This is a genomic window from Sphingomonas sp. PEI4 (genome assembly GCF_056679955.1).
The window spans coordinates 3,454,690-3,472,267 of the sequence record NZ_CM155258.1 but is presented as its reverse complement, the minus strand read 5'-3'; the positions used below and the strand labels follow the sequence as shown (position 1 = coordinate 3,472,267).

21 protein-coding genes are annotated in these 17,578 nt (G+C 65.0%); 11 read left to right on the top strand and 10 right to left on the bottom strand.

What is annotated here, in order from left to right:
• The first annotated feature begins 10 nt into the window (after positions 1–10).
• The 6 genes from AC1MLZ_RS16095 (at position 11) to AC1MLZ_RS16070 (ending at position 3,506) form a co-directional block, all read left to right on the top strand.
• Positions 11–265, top strand: coding sequence for a DUF6356 family protein (locus AC1MLZ_RS16095; RefSeq protein WP_480959354.1), 255 nt, complete (start codon positions 11–13; stop codon positions 263–265).
• A 182-nt stretch (positions 266–447) separates the two neighbouring features.
• Positions 448–852 carry a hypothetical protein gene (locus AC1MLZ_RS16090; protein ID WP_480959353.1) on the top strand — a complete coding sequence of 135 codons (405 nt, stop codon included), beginning with the start codon at positions 448–450 and terminating at the stop codon, positions 850–852.
• On the top strand, positions 849–1,058 hold the full coding sequence (locus tag AC1MLZ_RS16085; RefSeq protein ID WP_480959352.1) for a helix-turn-helix transcriptional regulator: 210 nt from the start codon (positions 849–851) through the stop codon (positions 1,056–1,058). Before AC1MLZ_RS16090 ends, AC1MLZ_RS16085 begins: the two co-directional genes overlap by 4 nt.
• Positions 1,055–1,984, top strand: coding sequence for an alpha/beta fold hydrolase (locus tag AC1MLZ_RS16080; RefSeq protein WP_480959351.1), 930 nt, complete (start codon positions 1,055–1,057; stop codon positions 1,982–1,984). The genes AC1MLZ_RS16085 and AC1MLZ_RS16080 overlap by 4 nt, the downstream gene beginning before the upstream one ends.
• 20 nt (positions 1,985–2,004) lie before the next feature.
• Positions 2,005–2,760, top strand: coding sequence for an alpha/beta hydrolase family protein (locus AC1MLZ_RS16075; protein WP_480959350.1), 756 nt, complete (start codon positions 2,005–2,007; stop codon positions 2,758–2,760).
• Entirely contained in the window at positions 2,757–3,506 is a 750-nt protein-coding gene (locus AC1MLZ_RS16070; protein WP_480959349.1) for a tetratricopeptide repeat protein, read from the top strand. The genes AC1MLZ_RS16075 and AC1MLZ_RS16070 overlap by 4 nt, the downstream gene beginning before the upstream one ends.
• Positions 3,507–3,536: 30 nt before the next feature.
• Here the strand turns inward: AC1MLZ_RS16070 and AC1MLZ_RS16065 are convergent, their stop codons facing one another.
• The gene (locus AC1MLZ_RS16065; protein ID WP_480959348.1) at positions 3,537–4,625 is read right to left on the bottom strand and encodes a fatty acid desaturase family protein; all 1,089 of its coding nucleotides are present in this window, start codon (positions 4,623–4,625) and stop codon (positions 3,537–3,539) included.
• 177 nt (positions 4,626–4,802) lie between these two features.
• Between AC1MLZ_RS16065 and AC1MLZ_RS16060 the strand changes: the two genes are divergently transcribed.
• Complete coding sequence (locus AC1MLZ_RS16060; RefSeq protein WP_480959347.1) at positions 4,803–5,954, top strand: N-acetyltransferase; 1,152 nt, start codon at positions 4,803–4,805, stop codon at positions 5,952–5,954.
• 260 nt (positions 5,955–6,214) lie between these two features.
• On the opposite strand, the gene AC1MLZ_RS16055 is transcribed toward AC1MLZ_RS16060, so the two are convergent.
• The 6 genes from AC1MLZ_RS16055 to AC1MLZ_RS16030 all read right to left on the bottom strand — a co-directional run bounded on the left by AC1MLZ_RS16055 (position 6,215) and on the right by AC1MLZ_RS16030 (position 12,852).
• The gene (locus AC1MLZ_RS16055) at positions 6,215–7,009 is read right to left on the bottom strand and encodes a transporter (protein ID WP_480959346.1); all 795 of its coding nucleotides are present in this window, start codon (positions 7,007–7,009) and stop codon (positions 6,215–6,217) included.
• On the bottom strand, positions 7,006–7,776 hold the full coding sequence (gene xth / locus AC1MLZ_RS16050; RefSeq protein WP_480959345.1) for an exodeoxyribonuclease III: 771 nt from the start codon (positions 7,774–7,776) through the stop codon (positions 7,006–7,008). Before xth ends, AC1MLZ_RS16055 begins: the two co-directional genes overlap by 4 nt.
• A gap of 7 nt (positions 7,777–7,783) precedes the next feature.
• On the bottom strand, positions 7,784–8,122 hold the full coding sequence (gene erpA, locus AC1MLZ_RS16045; RefSeq protein ID WP_056057508.1) for an iron-sulfur cluster insertion protein ErpA: 339 nt from the start codon (positions 8,120–8,122) through the stop codon (positions 7,784–7,786).
• 173 nt (positions 8,123–8,295) lie between these two features.
• Complete coding sequence (locus AC1MLZ_RS16040; RefSeq protein ID WP_480959344.1) at positions 8,296–9,462, bottom strand: M23 family metallopeptidase; 1,167 nt, start codon at positions 9,460–9,462, stop codon at positions 8,296–8,298.
• A gap of 236 nt (positions 9,463–9,698) precedes the next feature.
• The gene (locus tag AC1MLZ_RS16035; RefSeq protein ID WP_480959343.1) at positions 9,699–10,151 is read right to left on the bottom strand and encodes a peroxiredoxin; all 453 of its coding nucleotides are present in this window, start codon (positions 10,149–10,151) and stop codon (positions 9,699–9,701) included.
• Complete coding sequence (locus AC1MLZ_RS16030; RefSeq protein ID WP_480959342.1) at positions 10,144–12,852, bottom strand: bifunctional [glutamine synthetase] adenylyltransferase/[glutamine synthetase]-adenylyl-L-tyrosine phosphorylase; 2,709 nt, start codon at positions 12,850–12,852, stop codon at positions 10,144–10,146. Before AC1MLZ_RS16030 ends, AC1MLZ_RS16035 begins: the two co-directional genes overlap by 8 nt.
• A 75-nt stretch (positions 12,853–12,927) precedes the next feature.
• Here AC1MLZ_RS16030 and AC1MLZ_RS16025 point away from each other — a divergent pair, with 75 nt between their 5' ends.
• The gene (locus AC1MLZ_RS16025) at positions 12,928–13,110 is read left to right on the top strand and encodes a hypothetical protein (RefSeq protein ID WP_480959341.1); all 183 of its coding nucleotides are present in this window, start codon (positions 12,928–12,930) and stop codon (positions 13,108–13,110) included.
• 54 nt (positions 13,111–13,164) lie between these two features.
• Here AC1MLZ_RS16025 and AC1MLZ_RS16020 read toward each other — a convergent pair whose 3' ends face one another.
• The 3 genes from AC1MLZ_RS16020 to AC1MLZ_RS16010 form a co-directional block, all read right to left on the bottom strand.
• Positions 13,165–13,818, bottom strand: coding sequence for a sigma-70 family RNA polymerase sigma factor (locus AC1MLZ_RS16020; protein ID WP_192974816.1), 654 nt, complete (start codon positions 13,816–13,818; stop codon positions 13,165–13,167).
• Positions 13,819–13,914: 96 nt separating this feature from the next.
• Positions 13,915–14,052, bottom strand: a complete 138-nt coding sequence (locus AC1MLZ_RS16015) for a hypothetical protein (protein WP_480959340.1) — start codon at positions 14,050–14,052, stop codon at positions 13,915–13,917.
• A 112-nt stretch (positions 14,053–14,164) separates the two neighbouring features.
• Positions 14,165–14,968: a response regulator gene (locus tag AC1MLZ_RS16010; RefSeq protein WP_480959339.1), complete on the bottom strand. Its 804-nt coding sequence runs from the start codon at positions 14,966–14,968 to the stop codon at positions 14,165–14,167.
• Between the two features lie 340 nt (positions 14,969–15,308).
• Between AC1MLZ_RS16010 and AC1MLZ_RS16005 the strand changes: the two genes are divergently transcribed.
• The 3 genes from AC1MLZ_RS16005 (at position 15,309) to AC1MLZ_RS15995 (ending at position 17,570) form a co-directional block, all read left to right on the top strand.
• Positions 15,309–15,443 (top strand): NepR family anti-sigma factor, encoded by a 135-nt coding sequence (locus AC1MLZ_RS16005; protein WP_480959338.1) that lies wholly within the window; start codon positions 15,309–15,311, stop codon positions 15,441–15,443.
• Between the two features lie 143 nt (positions 15,444–15,586).
• Entirely contained in the window at positions 15,587–17,107 is a 1,521-nt protein-coding gene (locus AC1MLZ_RS16000) for a sensor histidine kinase (RefSeq protein ID WP_480961584.1), read from the top strand.
• A 328-nt stretch (positions 17,108–17,435) separates the two neighbouring features.
• Entirely contained in the window at positions 17,436–17,570 is a 135-nt protein-coding gene (locus AC1MLZ_RS15995; RefSeq protein ID WP_480959337.1) for an entericidin A/B family lipoprotein, read from the top strand.
• The last annotated feature ends 8 nt before the right edge of the window (positions 17,571–17,578 follow it).

Here is a 17,578-nt window from a genome sequence, read left to right as displayed (position 1 = left end):
GAGACTGCCCATGTTCCGCCGCCTGTTCCTCGACCATCCAGCCACCGTCGGCGAGAGCTATGTCGAGCATTTCGGCGTCGCCGGGCGCTTCGGCTTGACGATGATCAAGGGCGGCCTCGGGGCGCTGGTCCATGCGTTCGTGCCCGCTTTGTGCAAGACGCGCGGGAGCGATACGGTTGCCGAACTGCACCGCCAGATGGTCCTGAAGCGCGGTGCTGTGGCGGCCGATCAGACGCAGATGAAGACGGTCGAATTCATCATCTGACGCGCGATTGACGGGGTGCGGAAACGCCCGATCCAAAAAGAAGGTTAGGCCGGGTTAGGCCAAGAACGGGTTCTCGCCGGGGTCGACCTGAGCGGTAAAGACTGCGGCACGTTGTCTAGCGTCGTTGACAATACGCCACGCCGATGACAAGCTTCCTTTACCAACTTGAGAGGACGCCTGCCATGCTCATGAACCCGGCTATCCGTCGTTATTACCGCCGCATTGTGCCACTCGGCCTCGTCTACGCGGTCTTGCTCGTCACGATCGTGGCGCTGTTCTGGCGCGGCGCGCTGCATGGCCCGATCGCCTATGTCGCGGCGCTGCTGCCTGCGGCACCGCTGATCGGCACCTTTATCGCGCTCGGCCAGTATATGGTCGAGGAAACTGACGAGTATCTGCGCATGTTGATGATCCGTCAGTCACTGATCGCCAGTGGGTTCATGGTCAGCGTCATGACCGCGTGGGGCTTTCTCGAAGGTTTCGGCTTGGTGCCGCATGTCGTGGCATATTATGCCGCTGTGCTGTGGTTTGCCGGGCTGTGGATCGGCTGGGCGTACAATATCGTGGCAATGCGGCGCCCGGCATGAAGAACCGTCTCAAGGTACTGCGCGCCGAGCGCGACTGGAGCCAGGGCGACCTAGCCGAGCGGCTCGAAGTGTCGCGGCAGAGCGTCAACGCGATCGAGACGGGGCGCTATGATCCGTCGCTGCCGCTCGCGTTCAAGATCGCCGAACTGTTCGACCTCGCCATCGAGGATATTTTCACCAGCCCGTCGAGGGAGCCTGCGGCATGACTTCGCATCTCAAACCCCGCCTTGCAGCTACCGCCGTGACGCTGATGATCGTCCTGCATCCGGGCGCGAGCCACGCGCAGGTTGCGCCCGCCGCCGCGCCGAAGGTCGATGCGGCCGAGACGCAGATGCCGCACATCTCGGTGCAGACCTTCGGCAAGGGCACGCCGGTGATCCTCGTTCCGGGGCTGTCGTCGCCGCGCGCGGTGTGGGCGGGTGTCGTGCCGACCCTCGCGAAGTCGCACCGGGTGTATGTGGTGCAGGTCAACGGTTTCGGCGGCGACGATCCGCGCGCAAACCTGTCGCCGGGCATCCTCGATGGCATCGTCGGCGATCTGCACACGCTGATTGCCCAGTCGAAGCTCGGCAAGCCTGCGATCGTCGGGCATTCGATGGGCGGCCTGGTCGCGCTGATGCTGGCAAAGGCGCATCCGGATGACGTCGGCAAGCTGATGATCGTCGATTCGCTGCCGTATGTCGGCGAGATCTTCGTGCCCGGCGCGACCGTGGCGGCGCTCGAACCGCAGGCCAAGGCAATGCGCGCCGGCATGACGGCGGCGTACGGCAAGCCGGCAAACCCAGCGGCGAACGCGGCGCTTGCCGCGCGCATGGCACTGAAGCCGGACTCACGCGCAGCGGTTGCCTCCTGGGCGGCGAAGGCGGATGCACGCGTCTCGGCGCAGGCGATGTACGAGGACCTGACCACCGACCTGCGTCCCGACATGGCCTCGATCGCCGCGCCGATCACCCTGGTCTATCCGTGGAACGCGGCGGGGCCGACCAAACCCGCTGCCGACGCGCTTTATCGAAAAGCGTATGCCAGCGCGCCGCACGTGACGTTTGTCGATATCGGCGATGCTGCGCATTTCGTGATGCTCGACCAGCCTGCCGCGTTCCAGGCTGCACTCGACGCCTTTCTCCGGCGCTGAGGCGCGGCTAAGGTGCCGGCATGACCGATACCGCCACGCCGCCTGCACCGACGCCTCCGGCCAAGGAGCGCCCTCGCCTCGCCTATCATCACACGCCAGGGACCGGACCGACGATCGTGTTCCTGTCGGGCTATGCGTCCGACATGATGGGGACCAAGGCGGTGACGCTTGAGGCGTGGGCGAAGTCCGAGGGACGCGCGTTCCTGCGGTTCGACTATGGCGGGTGCGGGCAGAGCGAAGGCGCGTTCGAAGACCAGACGTTGGTCGATTGGCGCGACGACGTGCTGGCGATGATCGATGCGCTTGTGGAAGAGTCTGCGATCCTCGTCGGATCGTCGCTGGGCGGGTGGCTGATGCTGTTGGCGGCGAAGCTGCGCCCCGATCTGGTGAAGGGGCTGGTCGGGATCGCGCCGGCGCCCGACTTCACCGACTGGGGCTTCACCACCGACGAGAAGATGGCGCTGCTCAGCAACGGGCGGATCGAGCGCAAGAGCCCTTACGGTCCCGAGCCGACGGTCTACACCCGCGCGTTCTGGTCGTCGGGCGAGGCCAACCGGCTGATGTTCGGCGAGATCGCGTTCGATGGCCCGGTCCGGCTGGTCCAAGGCCAGCGCGACAAGGAGGTGCCGTGGCAGCGTACCGCACGGCTGGCCGAGCTGTTGCGTTCAGCCGATGTGCAGACGTGGCTGGTCAAGGACGGCGACCACCGCCTTTCGCGCGATTCCGATATCGTGCTCATCATCCGGGCGGTCGAGGATGTGATCGCCGCCTTATGATCCTGACGTTGTTGCTGATCGCCGCGCAGGCCTCGCCCGTTGCCGGGCCTGACGTTTCCCGCCCGAACCGCGCCGCCCGCTGTGCCGCGCTGGCGCAGACCGATCCGGCAGCCGCGCGTGCGGAAGCAGGCCGGTGGCGGATCGGCGGTGGCGGCTATTTCGCGCGCCAATGTGCGGGCCTTGCGTTTGCGGCCGAAAAGAACTGGCCGTCGGCGGCCGTGGAGTTCGAGGATGCCGCGCGTGAAGCGCAGGTCGCCAAGGACGCAAATGCGGCGGATTACTGGGCGCAGGGCGGGAACGCCTGGCTCGCCGCGGGCCAGCCGGCCAAGGCACGCGCCGCACTCGATTCGGCGTTGGCGGCGGGAACGCTGACCGGATTGCCGCTCGGCGAAGCGCAGCTCGACCACGCGCGCGCGCTGGTCGCGGCGGGAGAGCTGAACGCAGCGCGTGGCGATCTGGATCGGGCGCTGAAGAACGCGGGGGATGATCCGCTGGCCTGGCTGTTGTCGGCAACGCTTGCCCGGCGGATGAGCGACCTGCCGCGGGCTAAGACCGATATCGCCGAGGCGGTGAAGCGTTCGGCGGACGATGCTTCGGTTCAATTGGAGGCGGGCAACATCGCTGCGGCACTTGGCGACGAACCCGGTGCGCGCGCGGCCTGGGGAACGGCTGTGCGGCTGGCCCCGACCGGCGACGCGGGCCGTAATGCCGCCGCGGCTCTGAAGCAGTTCGACGTTTCTAAATGAAAGTCCGGGTGACGTGCCCGGACCCTCGTTTCAGCGGCGGACCATCGTGCTGCGGGCGATCTTGCTGACCAGCCCCGGCAATCCCGGATAGCTCGCCTTGTGATACGGCGACATCGCGTCGAGCTCTGCCGAGATCCGGCGATGCGCCTCACCCAGCGCATGATAGGGTAGCCCCGGCAACAGATGGTGCAGCGCGTGATACCGCAACCCGACCGGCGCCCAGAGCGCAGGCAGCAACGCCGGCGGCGGCACGTTGACGGTATCGAGATACTGCGCCGTCACGGTCATCGGCTCGCCGTCATTCTCCCAGAGATGCGCGACCAGCGTGCGGACCTGGTTGAGCACGGCGAAGGCCGACGCGATGCCGAGGATCGTGAGGAACGCACGGAGCGGCAGGATTCCGGTTACCGTGATCGCGATCAGCGTAATCGCCCAGAGGCTGGCCGCGATTTCGAGACGATCCCAATAGGCCTTTGCCTCGCCTTCAGGGGCACGGCGACGGAATTGCGGGTTGATCGCCAGCGCCGAATAGCGCTCGACCACCATCGTCCGCAGCTTTGGCGACAACAGCGACAACGGCGAGAGGATCGCGAACCGGACGAACAGCGCGATCGGTGCCAGTGCCGAGACGACGATGAACAGCGGCAGCGTCCAAGGCTTCATCAGCGCGAGCGGGAGATATTCGGGATCCTCGACCGTGCCGTACCGTGTCTTGGCGTGATGAAGGTTGTGGACGCCCTCGTACATGAACGACGGGGTCAGCATCGGTACGCCGACCAATATGTTCCAGCCGAGCCGGAAGTTGGGTACCGCCGCGTGCTTCATGTGGCTGACTTCGTGGATGAAGCTGAGGCCACGATACAGGCCGAGCACCGACGCGATCGCCGCGACGATCGCGACCGCCGTCGAGTCCGACGTCGCGGCGACGAAAAGCGCGCCATAGCCGAGGACCATCGAGGCGATCAGGTCGCCCCAATAGACCGCCGGGCGCGGCTTCACCAGATCGCGCGTCAGATCGGCGGCGGCGCGCAGCATCGCCTTGTCGTCGGCAACGCGCACCAAGCCAGCCACCGGAGCGACTGAAGCGGCCGTGCCGCGGGCGAGACTAAGAGTGTCCATGGGCATATCCATTGCCCGAAGATAGTGGCCACAGCGTGGCATTTACAGGTCGCACGGAGGCCGCATTCGCCAAGGAAACACGATCACCGTGACATACCCTGGCGATGATGCAGGTGTCACTCGCCTTTGACTGCGGTGCTGGGTAGATACGCTCGACTGCGCTTTCGGGAACGACACATGGCCAAGCTTACAATCCGTCCGGTCGAGACGAAGAAGGATCGCAAGATCTTCATCGACTTGCCGTTTCGCCTTTATGCGGACGATCCCAACTGGGTTCCGCCGCTGAAGTCGGAAGCGCTCGGACTGATCACGCCCGAGAAGAACGGCTGGTTCAGCCATGCCAGAGCGCAGTTGTTCCTTGCCGAGGAGGACGGGCGCGTGGTGGGGCGGATCTCCGCGCATATCGATACGCTGGCGCTGACGATGCCGTCCGAGCAAGGGTTCGGCCCAGGTGTCGGCCAGTGGGGGCTGATGGAGGCCGAGCGGCAGGACATTTTCCAGGCGCTGCTGGCGCGCGCCGAGGCGTGGCTGCGCGAGCAGGGCATGACGCGGGCGCTCGGGCCGATCAGCATGTCGATCTGGGAGGAGCCGGGCCTGCTGATCGACGGCTACGATCACCCGCCGACGATCATGATGGGCCATGCCAAGCGCGAATATCGCGGCTGGATCGAATGGGCGCAGTATCGCCCGATCAAGCAGCTGATGACCTATGAAGTCGACGTCACCAAGCAATTCCCGCCGATCGTCCAGCGCATCATCAAGTCGGGCGAGCGGAACCCGAGCATCGTCGTCCGCAACGTCGACAAGACCAAGTTCGAGGAGGAAGCGGCGATCATCCTGTCGATCCTCAACGACGCGTGGAAAGACAATTGGGGCTTCGTGCCGCTCACCCCGCCCGAGATCAAGGATGTCGGCGTCAAGCTGAAGCCGATCGTCTTCAACGACCTGATCCGGATCGCCGAACTGGACAGCAGGCCGGTCGCGTTCATGATCACGCTGCCCGACCTGAACGAAGCGATCAAGCCGTTGAACGGCAGCCTGTTGCCGTTCGGCTGGGCCAAGCTGTTGTGGTGGTTGCGCAAACCAAAGGTGACGACGGTGCGCGTTCCGCTGATGGGGGTGGTCAAGGACTTGCAGGCATCGCGGATGGCCGGGCAACTCGCCTTCATGATGATCGAATATATCCGCCGCGCCTCGGTCGAGCATTACGATGCGAAGCGTGCGGAGATCGGCTGGATCCTGGACGACAACCAGGGGATGCGGTCGATCGCGGAGACGATCGAGAGCCGGGTGAACAAGGTGTATCAGGTGTACGAGCGGGTGCTGTAGCGAACGGCCGGCGACCTTCGGAACATCCGAACCACCCGTCATCCTGACGAAAGTCAGGACCCAGAGTTTCGGGCGTTGTCGTTCTTGGCTCTGGGTCCTGACTTTCGTCAGGATGACGTAGGTTTGGTACTCTCTACTCCCGCTTAGTCTTGCCGAACGGTATTTCAGCGTGACCGCGGCCCCCTGTCCGATCGCGCCGGGGAGTTCGGGAGGGAGCGGCGGGCCTGCCACGGCTTAAAGCAGAAGCAGTTCGGCCAGCTCTAGAACCTCCGCGAAATCCCCGCATAGACCCGTGCGTCGGGCGTATGATCGTTCAACCCCGCAGCGCCGAGCACGTCGAACTGGAGATCGTCGTTCGCCGACCACGCCAGCGACAGCGCCGCGAGCGTCTGAGTCGCGTGCTCCTCGGGATCGTCGTCGCGCAGCGCCTGCATCTCGCCGGTGAGCGTGAAATCCTTGTTCAACTTCACCGCTAGGCCCGCCGCCGCGCTGTAGGCGAGATGCCGACCATTGCCGTCCTGATCGACCGCGGCATCGATCTCGGGGGTGAGATCGAGCGAAAGCGTATCGGAGAGTTCGTACGTTACCGGGACCAGGAACCCCGCGCCCCAGTCGCCCGCGCCGATCGAAGACCGCCCGACCGGTAGCGTTGCGAATGGCAGCACCGCGATCGAGAAGCCCGAGCCGTCGGGATCGTGCAGGTTCGCCTTGAGCCCCAACGATACGTCGCCGATGCCGTTGACCGTATCGACGCCGGTATCATCGCGCATCCGGTCGTGACCGAACGGTGTCCAGCCGACCCGCGCCTCGATCGTATCGCTCACGCCGACGCGCACCAGCGTATCACCGAACAGGATGTTGTCCTCGCGCGAGCCCGGCTGGTCGTCGCGCGTCCAGTCGGCGATCGCGGTCTCGACCGAAATCTTGCCGGGCGCCATCGTGCAGGCTGGCGTGTCGATCCCCGGCCGCTCGGGGCAGTATTCGCGGTCCTGCGCATTCGCATCCGCCGCATACAGCGCTGCGATCGACACTAGCGCGACGGCGAGCGCCTTCATCGCAGGCGAACCCAGGTCGGCGCGTGATCGCTTGCCTTTTCGCGGCCGCGATACGCCTTGTCGACGCCGGCATCGATCATCCGGTCGGCGGCCTGGGGGCTGAGCAACAGATGGTCAATGCGGAACCCGGCGTCGCGCTGCCATGCGCCCGCCTGGTAATCCCAGAACGTCCAGACGCCACCCTTGGGGTATTGCGTGCGGAGCGCGTCGGTCCAGCCCTGTGCGACGAGCGCGCGGTAATGCTCGCGGCTTTCGGGCTGCGTCAATGCGTCGCCCTGCATCGCGCGGACGGAGAAGGTATCGTCGTCGTTGGCGATGACGTTGTAGTCGCCGGCGAGGATGGCAGGCTTTTCCTCCGCCAGCAGGACACTCGCGCGGGCCGCAAGGCGGTCCATCCAGCGGAGTTTATAATCGAATTTCGGGCCGGGCTGCGGGTTGCCGTTGGGAAGGTAGAGCGCGGCGACGATCAGGCCGTCGATTTCCGCCTCGATATAGCGACTGTGCTCGTCCTCCGGTTCGCCTTCGAGTCCCCGCTGGCGGACGACAGGCGTGCCGCTCTTCGCGAGGATCGCGACGCCGTTCCAGGCCTTCTGGCCATGCCAGACCGCGCCGTAGCCCGCCGCTTCGATATCCGCGATCGGGAAGGTGTCGTCGCTCGACTTCAGTTCCTGGAGGCAGACGATGTCGGGCTGGTCTTTGGTGAGATATTCGATCAGCCGCGGCAACCGCGCCTTGATGCCGTTGACGTTGTACGTAACGATTTTCACGGGGGCGTCAGACCGAGAAACTGGAGCCGCAGCCGCAACCCGATGCGGCGTTGGGGTTCTCGACCTTGAACGCAGCGCCGGCGAGCGACTCAACGTAATCGACCGCGCAGCCACGGACCAAGTCGATGCTGACGCTGTCGACGACGAGCTTCACACCGTCATGCTCGGCGATCACATCGTCGGACTCGACCGAATCGGCGAACCCGAACTTGTACTGGAAGCCGGAACAGCCGCCGCCGTCGACCGAGAGACGCAGGATCGCCGGCTTCCCCTGCTTGACGGCGATCGCCGCGACGCGCGCCGCAGCGGAGGGGGTGAGGATGATGTCTTGGACCAGCGTTGCCATGCGCCGGAGATAGGAGGTCGCGGAACCGGCGGCAACCTCGGGCTTTGCGCCATCATGCCGGCGCGAGTGGATACCGCCCATGCTGAGAGTTCGTCCCCGTGGGTTGAGGTCCCGGCTTTCGCCGGGATGACGGGGGCGTGGCCTGCATTGGCGCGTACGATTACGTCCGCGTGTCAGTCCTGTGCGGCGGGGCCGGTCGTCGAGACGGGGATCGCGTTGACCGAGCGATCCTGCGCGGCGAGGAGGTAGTCCGCGGTGGTCAAGAACGGGACCGGGTTGACGGCGTGGCCGTCGATACGGACTTCATAGTGAAGATGCGAGCCGGTCGAGCGGCCGGTCGAGCCCATCAGCGCGATCAGCTGTCCGCGGGTTACGCGGGCGTTGTCGGCGACGAGGATCTTCGAGAGATGGCCATAGCGCGTCGCGATGCCCTTGCCGTGGCTGATCTCGACCATGTTACCGTAGCCGCCCTGGCGACCGGCGTGCGCGATGATGCCGTCGGCGGTGGCATAGATCGGCGTGCCGATCGGACCGGGAATGTCGACGCCGGCATGCATCGCCGCGGTGCCGCGGAACGGATCGGAGCGGATGCCGAAATTGCTGGTGAACGAAAGCGAATGAACCGGCTGCACCGACGGGATCGCGATCACGCCCTGCTGCAACGTGTCGAGCTTCTTCCAGGTCTGGAAAAGCGTGCGGAACTGGGCGTCGGCGCGCAGATCGGCGCTGGCCTCCTCGCTGTTCGCGGCGATCAGCGGACCGCCCATTGCGGTGGAGCGCTGATGCCTGGCGACACGCTCCGGACGCAGGCCGAGCTTCCGGACGGTCGCGGTAGTGTCGGCGTAGCGCTGGTCGAGCAGCTTCTGCGCGACGCCAGCGAGTTGGACCTGATGGCCTTCGACCTTCACGAACGGCTTCACGACGTCGGCAGCAAGCTTGTCGGCGGCAGGATCGATCGACGGGGTCGCGAGCGCCAGAGCCTTCGCGTCGCCGGTGCCGGTCAGCGCGGCGGCGATCAGTGCCTGGCGGTGATCGACACGCTGGGCATGCGCCTGCGCGGTTTCGCGGATCGTCGCGACGCGCTCACGCATCTGACCGAGCTGATGCTGCATGTGCGCAATCTGCGCGTTCGTGTCGGCGGGCTCGGCCGCACCGGCCGCAGCGACCGCGCCGTAACCGGAAAAGCCCAGGGTGACTGCGCCGATCGCAGCCATCGCGGCCTGACGCTTGGCGCCCAGGCTGATTCGACGGAGTGAATTGCCGTCGTGAAACAGGAAATCGCGCGTCGCGAACACGGCCTTGAGGCGCGTCACGATGGCTGCTGCGGTAAATTCGACCATTGGTCCCCGACACAAAAATGCAGGGCCGTTCGCTCCCAAAGCGGACGGCGCCCAAACTCTGTCCTGACTCGCAGCCCCTCCGCGCCCCAGACATTGTGGTTAGGCCGGACGGCGTGGCCTTGGGCAATAGCGCGAGCCCGGTGACGCGGCGGAGCGGCATTCCGGTGCGGCGAGTTGATGCAGGAACGACGGAACGATGACGTCAGATCGCGAAAAACCGCGAATCCACAGAGGCTTCAAAGCGCCTTTGCAGCGGCCAACACAGCATCCGCATGGCCCGCGACCCGCACCTTGCGCCAGGTCTTCGCGAGCGTACCGTCGGCACCGAACAGGAAGGTCGCGCGCTCGATCCCCATATATTTGCGGCCGTACATCGCCTTCTCGACCCAGACGCCGAACGCCTCGCACGCCGCGCCGTCGACATCGCTCGCGAGTTGGACCGCGAGCGCATGCTTGGCCGTGAATTTCGCATGCGCGGCGGCCGTATCCTTCGAAACGCCGACGACGGTGACACCCGCGGTGGCAAAATCGTTCGCGAGCGCAGTAAAATCCTTGGCCTCGGTCGTGCAGCCGGCGGTGTCGTCCTTCGGGTAGAAATACACCACGAGCGGCGTGCCCAGGCTCGCGAGCGATACGGGCGCATCGTCGATCGTCACCGTCACGCCTGGAACCGTCGATCCCTCATCCATCCTGCTCTCCCGTCACCTGCATCCAGAACCGGCGGACCTCCTGCAACGTCGATTCGAGCGTGGCAACCACCGCCGACCAGTCCGGGACGCCGATGGCGCGAGCGATCAGGTCCTCGGTCGCGTGCCCCGGCGGCGCGGCATCGGGGGCGACGAGGCGCAACGTGACGAGCAGCCGAGTGAGCACGTCATGCGCGGCGGGGATTGTGGGCGGGACGAGGCCCTGTTCGATCAGCCTGTCGATCGCCGTGCCAAGATTAGGGTCCAACCCAGTGCGGTTCACCAGCTGGACGACGTGGATCGCGAATTCGAGATCGACGAGACCGCCCGGGAGGAGCTTGGCGTCTAGCGCGCCCTTGGGCGGCTTGTGCGTCGCCATGTCGGTGCGCATCGTGCGGGCCTCGGCAATGACGTCGCGGTCTGGCCGATCCCCTTCGAGGACATCGCGGACGATCCCGGCCACGGCACCGCGTGCATGGGCCGATCCGAACACCGGCCGCGCCCGGGTGAGCGCCATATGTTCCCAGGTCCATGCGTCCTCGCGCTGATACCGCGCGAAGCTGTCGAGGGTGACGACAAGCGGACCCTGCCCGCCCGAAGGCCGGAGTCGCGTGTCGATCTGGTAGAGCGGGCCTGCCGCGGTCGCGACCGAGAGCGCGGCGGTGACGCGCTGGGCGAGGCGGTTGTAGTAGAGCGTGGCGCCGAGCGGCTTGGCGCCGTCCGACTCCGCTGCGAAGTCGCCCGTGAACAGATAGATCAGATCGAGATCGGAGGCGTGCGTAAGCATCGCGCCGCCCATCCGGCCCAGCGCGAGTATGACCAGTTCGCTGCCCGGTACACGGCCATGCGTCTTGACGAACTCTTCGATCGTCGCGTTTGCGAGCACGCCGATCGCGGCTTCGGCCACCCGTGCATAGCCCGCCGCCACGTCGAGCGGGTCGGACGCGCCGGCGATGACCTGCGCACCGAGCGAGAACCGCAATTCGCCGACGACGCGGCGGACATGATCTAGACGCGCCTGATAATCGCCTCCCGCGTCTCCGGCGCGCATCGCCGACTCCAGCGCGGCGATGGCGCCAACCGGCTCGAACGCGGTCGCGTCGATCAAGCCATCGAGCAGGTCGGGGCGTCGTCCGAGATCGTCGGCGAGCGTCGGTGCGTGGCTGAGGATCGCCGCGAGCAACGTCGCGAGCCCCGGCCGTGCCTCCAGCAGGCGGAAGATGTTGATCGCGCTCGGCAGCCGTTCGAGCAGCGCATCGAGCCGCAACAACGCCGCCTGGGGAACGGGCGCAGTCGCGAGTGCCGGCACGAGGGTCGGCAGAACCGCCTCCAGCGCCTCGCGCGCGGCGGGACTGCGCAGGGCGGGATAGGCCCCGCCCCGCCACGCCTCGATGCGCCGACGTGCATGGTCGGGCTCGTCGAAACCGGCCGCGGCGAGGTCCGCTTCCAGGGTTACCGCATCGTGGGAGAAGGCTGGCCGTGTATTGTCGTCGAGCGCGTCGTAGATCCGCCCGGTCGCCGTTACGCGCGGTGCGAGCAGGGCGAGCAAGGCGGCTGCGTCGTCCAGCCCGTGCAGTTTGGCGACGCGATCGAGTGCGTCGCCGGTCGGCAAGGCATGCGTCTGGCGATCGTCGATCATCTGGACGCGGTGCTCGATCGTCCGCAGCAGCGTGTAGCCGTCGATCAGTGCGCGCGATTCGTCTTCGCCGATCCACCCCGCCGCCGCCAATCGCGCGAGCGCATCGCGGGTCGCCGGAACGCGCAGCGCAGGGTCGCGGCCGCCGTGGATCAACTGGTGGATCTGCGCGAAGAACTCCGCCTCGCGGATGCCGCCGCGGCCGCGCTTCAGGTCGTAGCCGGGACCGAACGCCTGCCCCTGTGAGTGGTGGTCGCGAATGCGTGCGGAAATCCCCCGAATCTCGCCGATCGCGCCGAAATCGAGCGCGCGTCGCCAGACGAACGGTCGGATCGCTGCGAGGAAGCGCTGCCCCAAGGCGATGTCGCCCGCAGCGGCGCGTGCGCGGATGAAGGCAGCACGCTCCCACGGCAGCGCCTGCGCCTCGTAGTACCCGATCGCAGCCTCCATCGGCAGGACGATCGGCGTGATCTCCGGCGAGGGCCGCAACCGCAGATCGACGCGCAGGACATAGCCGTCGCCGTCGCGGGCCTGGAGAAGTTCAACGACACGTTTGCCGATGCGGACCGCCGCCTCTTCGGGCTCCTCGCGCGGGCGGCGCGGCAAGGTTGCCGGATCGAACAGCAGGATCGGATCGATGTCCGACGAATAATTGAGTTCGCGACTGCCCTGCTTGCCGAGCGCGATGCCGACGAAACCAAGCGGCTCGGCACCCGGCGTGCGCTCCTCGATCGCGGCGCGGATCGCGGTGTCGAGCGCACGATCGGCGAACTCGGACAAGGCGCCGGTCACCGCAGTAAGGTCCAGCACGCCGGCCAGATCGCCGATCGCAACGTTCAGCGCCATCGCACGCCGTTCGATCCGGAGACGCTTTGCGGTCGGCATATCGGGCGTGGCGCTCGACGCGGCGAGATCGAGCCGCCCCGCCGCCAGCGATTGCGCCAAAGCCGGTTCGCGATCGAGGATCATCGCAAGAAAGGGCGACCATGACCGCGCGCGCGTCACGGCGGCGGCGATCGGACTGCCGGGGCCGTCGAGCGGAGCAATAGATGGGATCGTTACGGGCATGACCGGATACTATAGAATCCGGCAATACTATGACACGACAAAGCAACGAATAGCGATGTCAACCGTTATCGCATCATGACCTATGCATGTCTTACGATCAAACGCGAACAGGACGGCCAGCAGGTCGTGCGCCGCCCGCGCGTGACCGATGTCGTCGGCCATGCGCTGCGAAGTGCTTTTGACGGATGCAACGGCGTGCCCGACGACATGGCGTCGATGCTGCGAAAACTCGATGCGCTACCGCACCGCCTCAACTAATTCGAGGGCAGGAACTGATCTCAATCGGGATATTTTAACTTTGATGCCGAGATCTCAACGACCCCGGCTCAATTCCTCGACATCGCCCATGATCGAATCCAACGCGGTTTTCGTCGTATCGGTCTCGTGATCGCGGCGTGATGGCAACGAACCGTCGTTAAGGATGGTCTCCAATGCGACTCGGCCACGCGCGACACGGCTCTTGATCGTACCCACCGCGACGTTGCAGATTTCGGCCGCCTCTTCGTACGCGAAGCCGCCTGCGCCCACCAGAATGAGCGCCTCGCGCTGTGGCTGTGGGAGATGCATCAAGGCGCGCTGCATGTCACCGAGCTCGACGTGACGGTCCTGGCTAGCTGGCGCTGCCAGAATGCGGTCGGCGACCAGATCGTCCCACTCGCCCTTGAAGCGCGCGCGACGCATCTGCGACAGATACAGGTTGCGCAGGATGATGAAGGTCCACGCACGCATGTTCGTGCCCGCCTGGAAGCGGAGACGCGCAGCCCAAGCCTTCAGCAACGTCTCCTGAACGAGATCGTCGGCCAGGTCTCGGCTACCCGATAGCGAGCGACCGAATGCGCGCAGATGCGGGATGACCTGCGCGAGCTGCACCTTGAACTCGGCGTCCGAGAGCGAGACATGCTCCACCGGCTCGACGACTTCGTCGATATCGTCCTCGGCGTCGGTACGCGGAGCAGGCTGGGTCATGGAAATCCGATCAATCCCGAAAGAAGACTGTCGTCGACGTGCGACGAACATACGCGTCCGAACCGGCCATTGCCAGCAGAGTACGCCTGATGGAGGTTAGCGGAGGACGAGAAATCCGAAGATAACGATCACGAGCACCAGCGAAATCGCCAGAATATAGCGCGTCATGTGCGGAGTCGCACCCGCCCGGGCGTCGTCGGTTTCGATGTGAATGCGTTCGTTCGGGTCAGCCATGATCCGTTAAACCCCCGAAAACCGTTTTGGGTCCGCAACCATTACGAACACGGACCCAGAATGCAGCGAGAACGCGGTACAATCAAGCGGTTGGCTGTCAAAGCCGCCCCGATCAGGCGGTGGGAACAGTCGCCTGATCGAAGAACAACGCCTGGCTGATCGCAGCCTTCACGGTCGAACGCTGGAACGGCTTGGTGATCAGGAACGTCGGCTCGGGGCGCTCGCCGGTCAGCAGGCGCTCGGGGAACGCGGTGATGAAGATCACCGGGACCTCGAACTCGGCCAGGATGTCCTTGACCGCATCGATGCCCGAACTGTCGTCGGCAAGCTGGATGTCGGCGAGCACGAGGCCCGGACGCATTTCCATTGCAAGCGCAACCGCCTCGTCGCGGGTCACCGCCACGCCGGTGACGTCGTGGCCGAGATCGCGGACGATCGTCTCGATATCCATCGCGATGATCGGCTCGTCCTCGATGATCAGGACCTTAGCGCGCGTCTGGTTCTCGATTTCGGACAGTGCTTCGGCGACGAGATCGTCGACTTCGCTGGTCTCGACTTCGATCAGATACGCTGCATCCTCAGGCGTGAAACCCTCCATCGCGGTAAGCAGAAGCGCCTGGCGCGACAGTGGCGTCATCCGTGCGAGACGGGCGCGCGCAACAGCCTCGTGACCTTCGGAGTCACCAGAGGTCTCGTCGGCGACCTCGTCGAAGTTCGCCGAGTTCCAGATCGCCTGGAACATCCGGTACAGGCCGAGACGGGGATCGACGTCGCGGGGGAATTCCTCGGGCGCGGCAACGATCGCCTCGAGCGTCGCGCGGACATATTTGTCGCCGTGCATCTGGCTGCCGGTCAGGGCCCGGCCATAGCGCCGCAGGAATGGAAGGTGCGGTGCAAGTTGCTGTCCAAGAGACATGGGTAACGAATACTCCCTGATCCTACGCGGCCCCTCATGTGTCGGGTGGCTCGCGTCATTGCAATGGTAGTGGCCGAAAAAGCCGCCCCTTCGTTCCACGCACGATACGCTGTATAGGCGTCCTTCGACCCGGCCGATCGGTTCGGCCGTGAACGCGGTGATACGAAGATACGGATTATTCGCTCGGACGTGGAACTATCGAGATGCTATTTGGTTTCACGAGCATCTTTTCGCGAGTGTTTGCGCCTCGATATCCGGGTGCGCTTGACCATTTGCATTCACATGAGTTTGCGTCGTGCAGGGGGAAGTTTTGAGTTTGGGCCACGACACGGAGAAGACAGTGCCTGCAAAGAAGCCCGCAAATGGTACCGATAAGGATCGCCAGATGGGGTCGGCACTGCGTTCAGTTTACCAGAAGACCGTCGACGAGGCGATTCCCGACGATTTGCTCGACCTACTCGGCAAGCTCGACTGACGGCGGGCCACATGGCCATGCCCCCCGTTCCGGACGCCGCAATCGCGTCCGCGCATGATATTTCCGCCACCGGTTCGAATGGTGGCGACGGCACCGTTCAGCGCATGAAGCCCGAGGGACGCGTCGTTTCGTCGTTGCGACGGATGACGACGGGCGCAAAGCTGTTCCTGATCCTCAGCGCCGCGCTGCTCCCGCTGGCATTGATCGCGGTATTCGCGACCTTGCAGACGACCCGCCTGGCAGATGCCGAGGCGCGTGCGCGGTTGCGCGTTACCGCGAACGAAAGCGCGCGCGCGCTCGCAATCGAACTCGTCGGCGACATGACCGCGCTGCGAGTGGCGGTGAACGCACTTGGCAACGATCCTGCCGATGCCCCCAGTTGCGCGCGGGCGCAGGGCGTATTTGCGCAACAATCGTCTGCGGGAACCCGGTTCGTCATCGCCGAGCGGGACGGCACCGTGCTCTGCGGCATGCCATTGCCCGAACGAGTCGTGATCAATCAGGACGACATGCCTATCGCCGCCGCGATCGTGCCGGATCGTGGACTGGTACTCGCGATCTCGGGTCCTGGCGGGCATACCTCGGCACGTGCCTATTTTCCGCGATCATTCCTGGAGAAGATCGCTCGCCCCACGAGCCGAGCACTCGAACTGAGCAGCGCCATCGTGCTGAACGACGACGCGCTGTATCTCGAACGGATCGAAGACGAGCGTCCGCTCGATCGTATGGAGACGATGGCGACCGATCTTGGCGTCGCGGGTCTTGCGTTGCGGACCAGCATCCGCAGCGCGCCGGTGACGTCCTCACTGGTCATCGCCTTGTTATTGCCGCTGCTGATGTGGCTCGCTGCGGCGAGCATCGCGTGGTTCGTGGTCGACAGGTTGCTGATCCGTCCGCTGCGGCAATTGCGCGGCTCGGTCGCCACCTTCACGCCGGGTGAAGAGATCGACTTCGGTGCGGTCCGCACGCTGCCTGCGCAAGAAATTCGCGAGCTGGGCGAGACGTTCCAGTCGATCAGTCGGACCGTTGCATTGCACGAAGCCGGGCTTGCCGAGGGGCTGGTTCGCCAGACCAAGCTCACGCGCGAAGTGCATCACCGTGTGAAGAACAACCTGCAGGTGATCTCCAGCCTGATCAATTTCCACGCCCGCAGCGCCCGCAGCGCGGACGCCACCGACGCCTATTCGTCGATCCAGCGCCGCGTCGATGCGCTGGCGGTCGTCCACCGCAATCATTTCGCCGAGCTCGAGGAAAATCGCGGGCTGAACCTCCGCACCATGATCGGCGAACTCTCCGCAAATATCCGCGCGACCGCTGCCGATCGCTCGCATGGGCTGGGCATCACGCTCGATATCGATCCATACCTCGTCAATCAGGACGTTGCAGTCGCGCTCGCGTTCCTGGCGACGGAGACGATCGAACTCGCGATGACGTGCGACCCCGCGGCACAGATCCGCGTGGTCGTGAAACCGTCCGAAACGCCGGGCCGCGCGGTGCTCCGCGTCGTGTCCCGCGCACTGGTGGAAAGCGACATCCTGCGTGAGACCGTGTCGAGATACGGCCGCGTCATGGAAGGCCTGTCGCGCCAGTTGCGGTCGCCGCTGCACCATGATCCATTGGCGGGCGCGTATGAAATAGCCTTCGCGGTAGTCGGTCGCGATTGATCGAAATAAAGGTCGGATCCGGACTTTATTCCTGCTCGGAGCCACCCCGAAGTTTTTTATACCTAAAGTGTGAAGAACCGGGAACCGACCTTGGCGATCGCCGTTAGAGACTTCGGATAGCGACTTTATGCCCCCCCGCTCTCGCTATCCAAGTCATAGGCCCGGAAGTATCACCCTCCCCCCCCGGTGATGCTTCCGGGTCTTACCGTTTCAATGATACCCGGCATCTCGCCGAAGCGAGCTGGTTTTCAGTTCCGCAAACGGAACGAATGCTTTGTCCGAACATTCTCCACACGGTGGCATTCAAGCCCTTCTTGGAGGAAGTATCATGCGTAAGTTGGTTGGATTGGCGATTGTCGCCAGCGCGTTGATGGTGTCGGCTTGCAACACGATCGAAGGCGCCGGCAAGGACGTGAGCTCGGCCGGCAAGACCGTCGCCAACACCGCGGACGGCGCCAAGTAAGCCTTTGC

What these genes read in the sequence shown, in the direction of transcription:
- AC1MLZ_RS16040 (WP_480959344.1), bottom strand. Translation starts at nt 9,462, where the DNA reads ATGGTCGAATTTACCGCAGCAGCCATCGTGACGCGCCTCAAGGCCGTG.
- AC1MLZ_RS16095 (WP_480959354.1), top strand. Translation starts at nt 11, where the DNA reads ATGTTCCGCCGCCTGTTCCTCGACCATCCAGCCACCGTCGGCGAGAGC.
- AC1MLZ_RS16090 (WP_480959353.1), top strand. Translation starts at nt 448, where the DNA reads ATGCTCATGAACCCGGCTATCCGTCGTTATTACCGCCGCATTGTGCCA.
- AC1MLZ_RS16060 (WP_480959347.1), top strand. Translation starts at nt 4,803, where the DNA reads ATGGCCAAGCTTACAATCCGTCCGGTCGAGACGAAGAAGGATCGCAAG.
- AC1MLZ_RS16020 (WP_192974816.1), bottom strand. Translation starts at nt 13,818, where the DNA reads ATGACCCAGCCTGCTCCGCGTACCGACGCCGAGGACGATATCGACGAA.
- AC1MLZ_RS16010 (WP_480959339.1), bottom strand. Translation starts at nt 14,968, where the DNA reads ATGTCTCTTGGACAGCAACTTGCACCGCACCTTCCATTCCTGCGGCGC.
- AC1MLZ_RS16070 (WP_480959349.1), top strand. Translation starts at nt 2,757, where the DNA reads ATGATCCTGACGTTGTTGCTGATCGCCGCGCAGGCCTCGCCCGTTGCC.
- AC1MLZ_RS16000 (WP_480961584.1), top strand. Translation starts at nt 15,587, where the DNA reads ATGACGACGGGCGCAAAGCTGTTCCTGATCCTCAGCGCCGCGCTGCTC.
- AC1MLZ_RS16025 (WP_480959341.1), top strand. Translation starts at nt 12,928, where the DNA reads ATGACCTATGCATGTCTTACGATCAAACGCGAACAGGACGGCCAGCAG.
- AC1MLZ_RS16030 (WP_480959342.1), bottom strand. Translation starts at nt 12,852, where the DNA reads ATGCCCGTAACGATCCCATCTATTGCTCCGCTCGACGGCCCCGGCAGT.
- AC1MLZ_RS16055 (WP_480959346.1), bottom strand. Translation starts at nt 7,009, where the DNA reads ATGAAGGCGCTCGCCGTCGCGCTAGTGTCGATCGCAGCGCTGTATGCG.
- AC1MLZ_RS16065 (WP_480959348.1), bottom strand. Translation starts at nt 4,625, where the DNA reads ATGGACACTCTTAGTCTCGCCCGCGGCACGGCCGCTTCAGTCGCTCCG.
- AC1MLZ_RS16080 (WP_480959351.1), top strand. Translation starts at nt 1,055, where the DNA reads ATGACTTCGCATCTCAAACCCCGCCTTGCAGCTACCGCCGTGACGCTG.
- erpA (WP_056057508.1), bottom strand. Translation starts at nt 8,122, where the DNA reads ATGGCAACGCTGGTCCAAGACATCATCCTCACCCCCTCCGCTGCGGCG.
- AC1MLZ_RS16085 (WP_480959352.1), top strand. Translation starts at nt 849, where the DNA reads ATGAAGAACCGTCTCAAGGTACTGCGCGCCGAGCGCGACTGGAGCCAG.
- AC1MLZ_RS16075 (WP_480959350.1), top strand. Translation starts at nt 2,005, where the DNA reads ATGACCGATACCGCCACGCCGCCTGCACCGACGCCTCCGGCCAAGGAG.
- AC1MLZ_RS15995 (WP_480959337.1), top strand. Translation starts at nt 17,436, where the DNA reads ATGCGTAAGTTGGTTGGATTGGCGATTGTCGCCAGCGCGTTGATGGTG.
- AC1MLZ_RS16035 (WP_480959343.1), bottom strand. Translation starts at nt 10,151, where the DNA reads ATGGATGAGGGATCGACGGTTCCAGGCGTGACGGTGACGATCGACGAT.
- AC1MLZ_RS16015 (WP_480959340.1), bottom strand. Translation starts at nt 14,052, where the DNA reads ATGGCTGACCCGAACGAACGCATTCACATCGAAACCGACGACGCCCGG.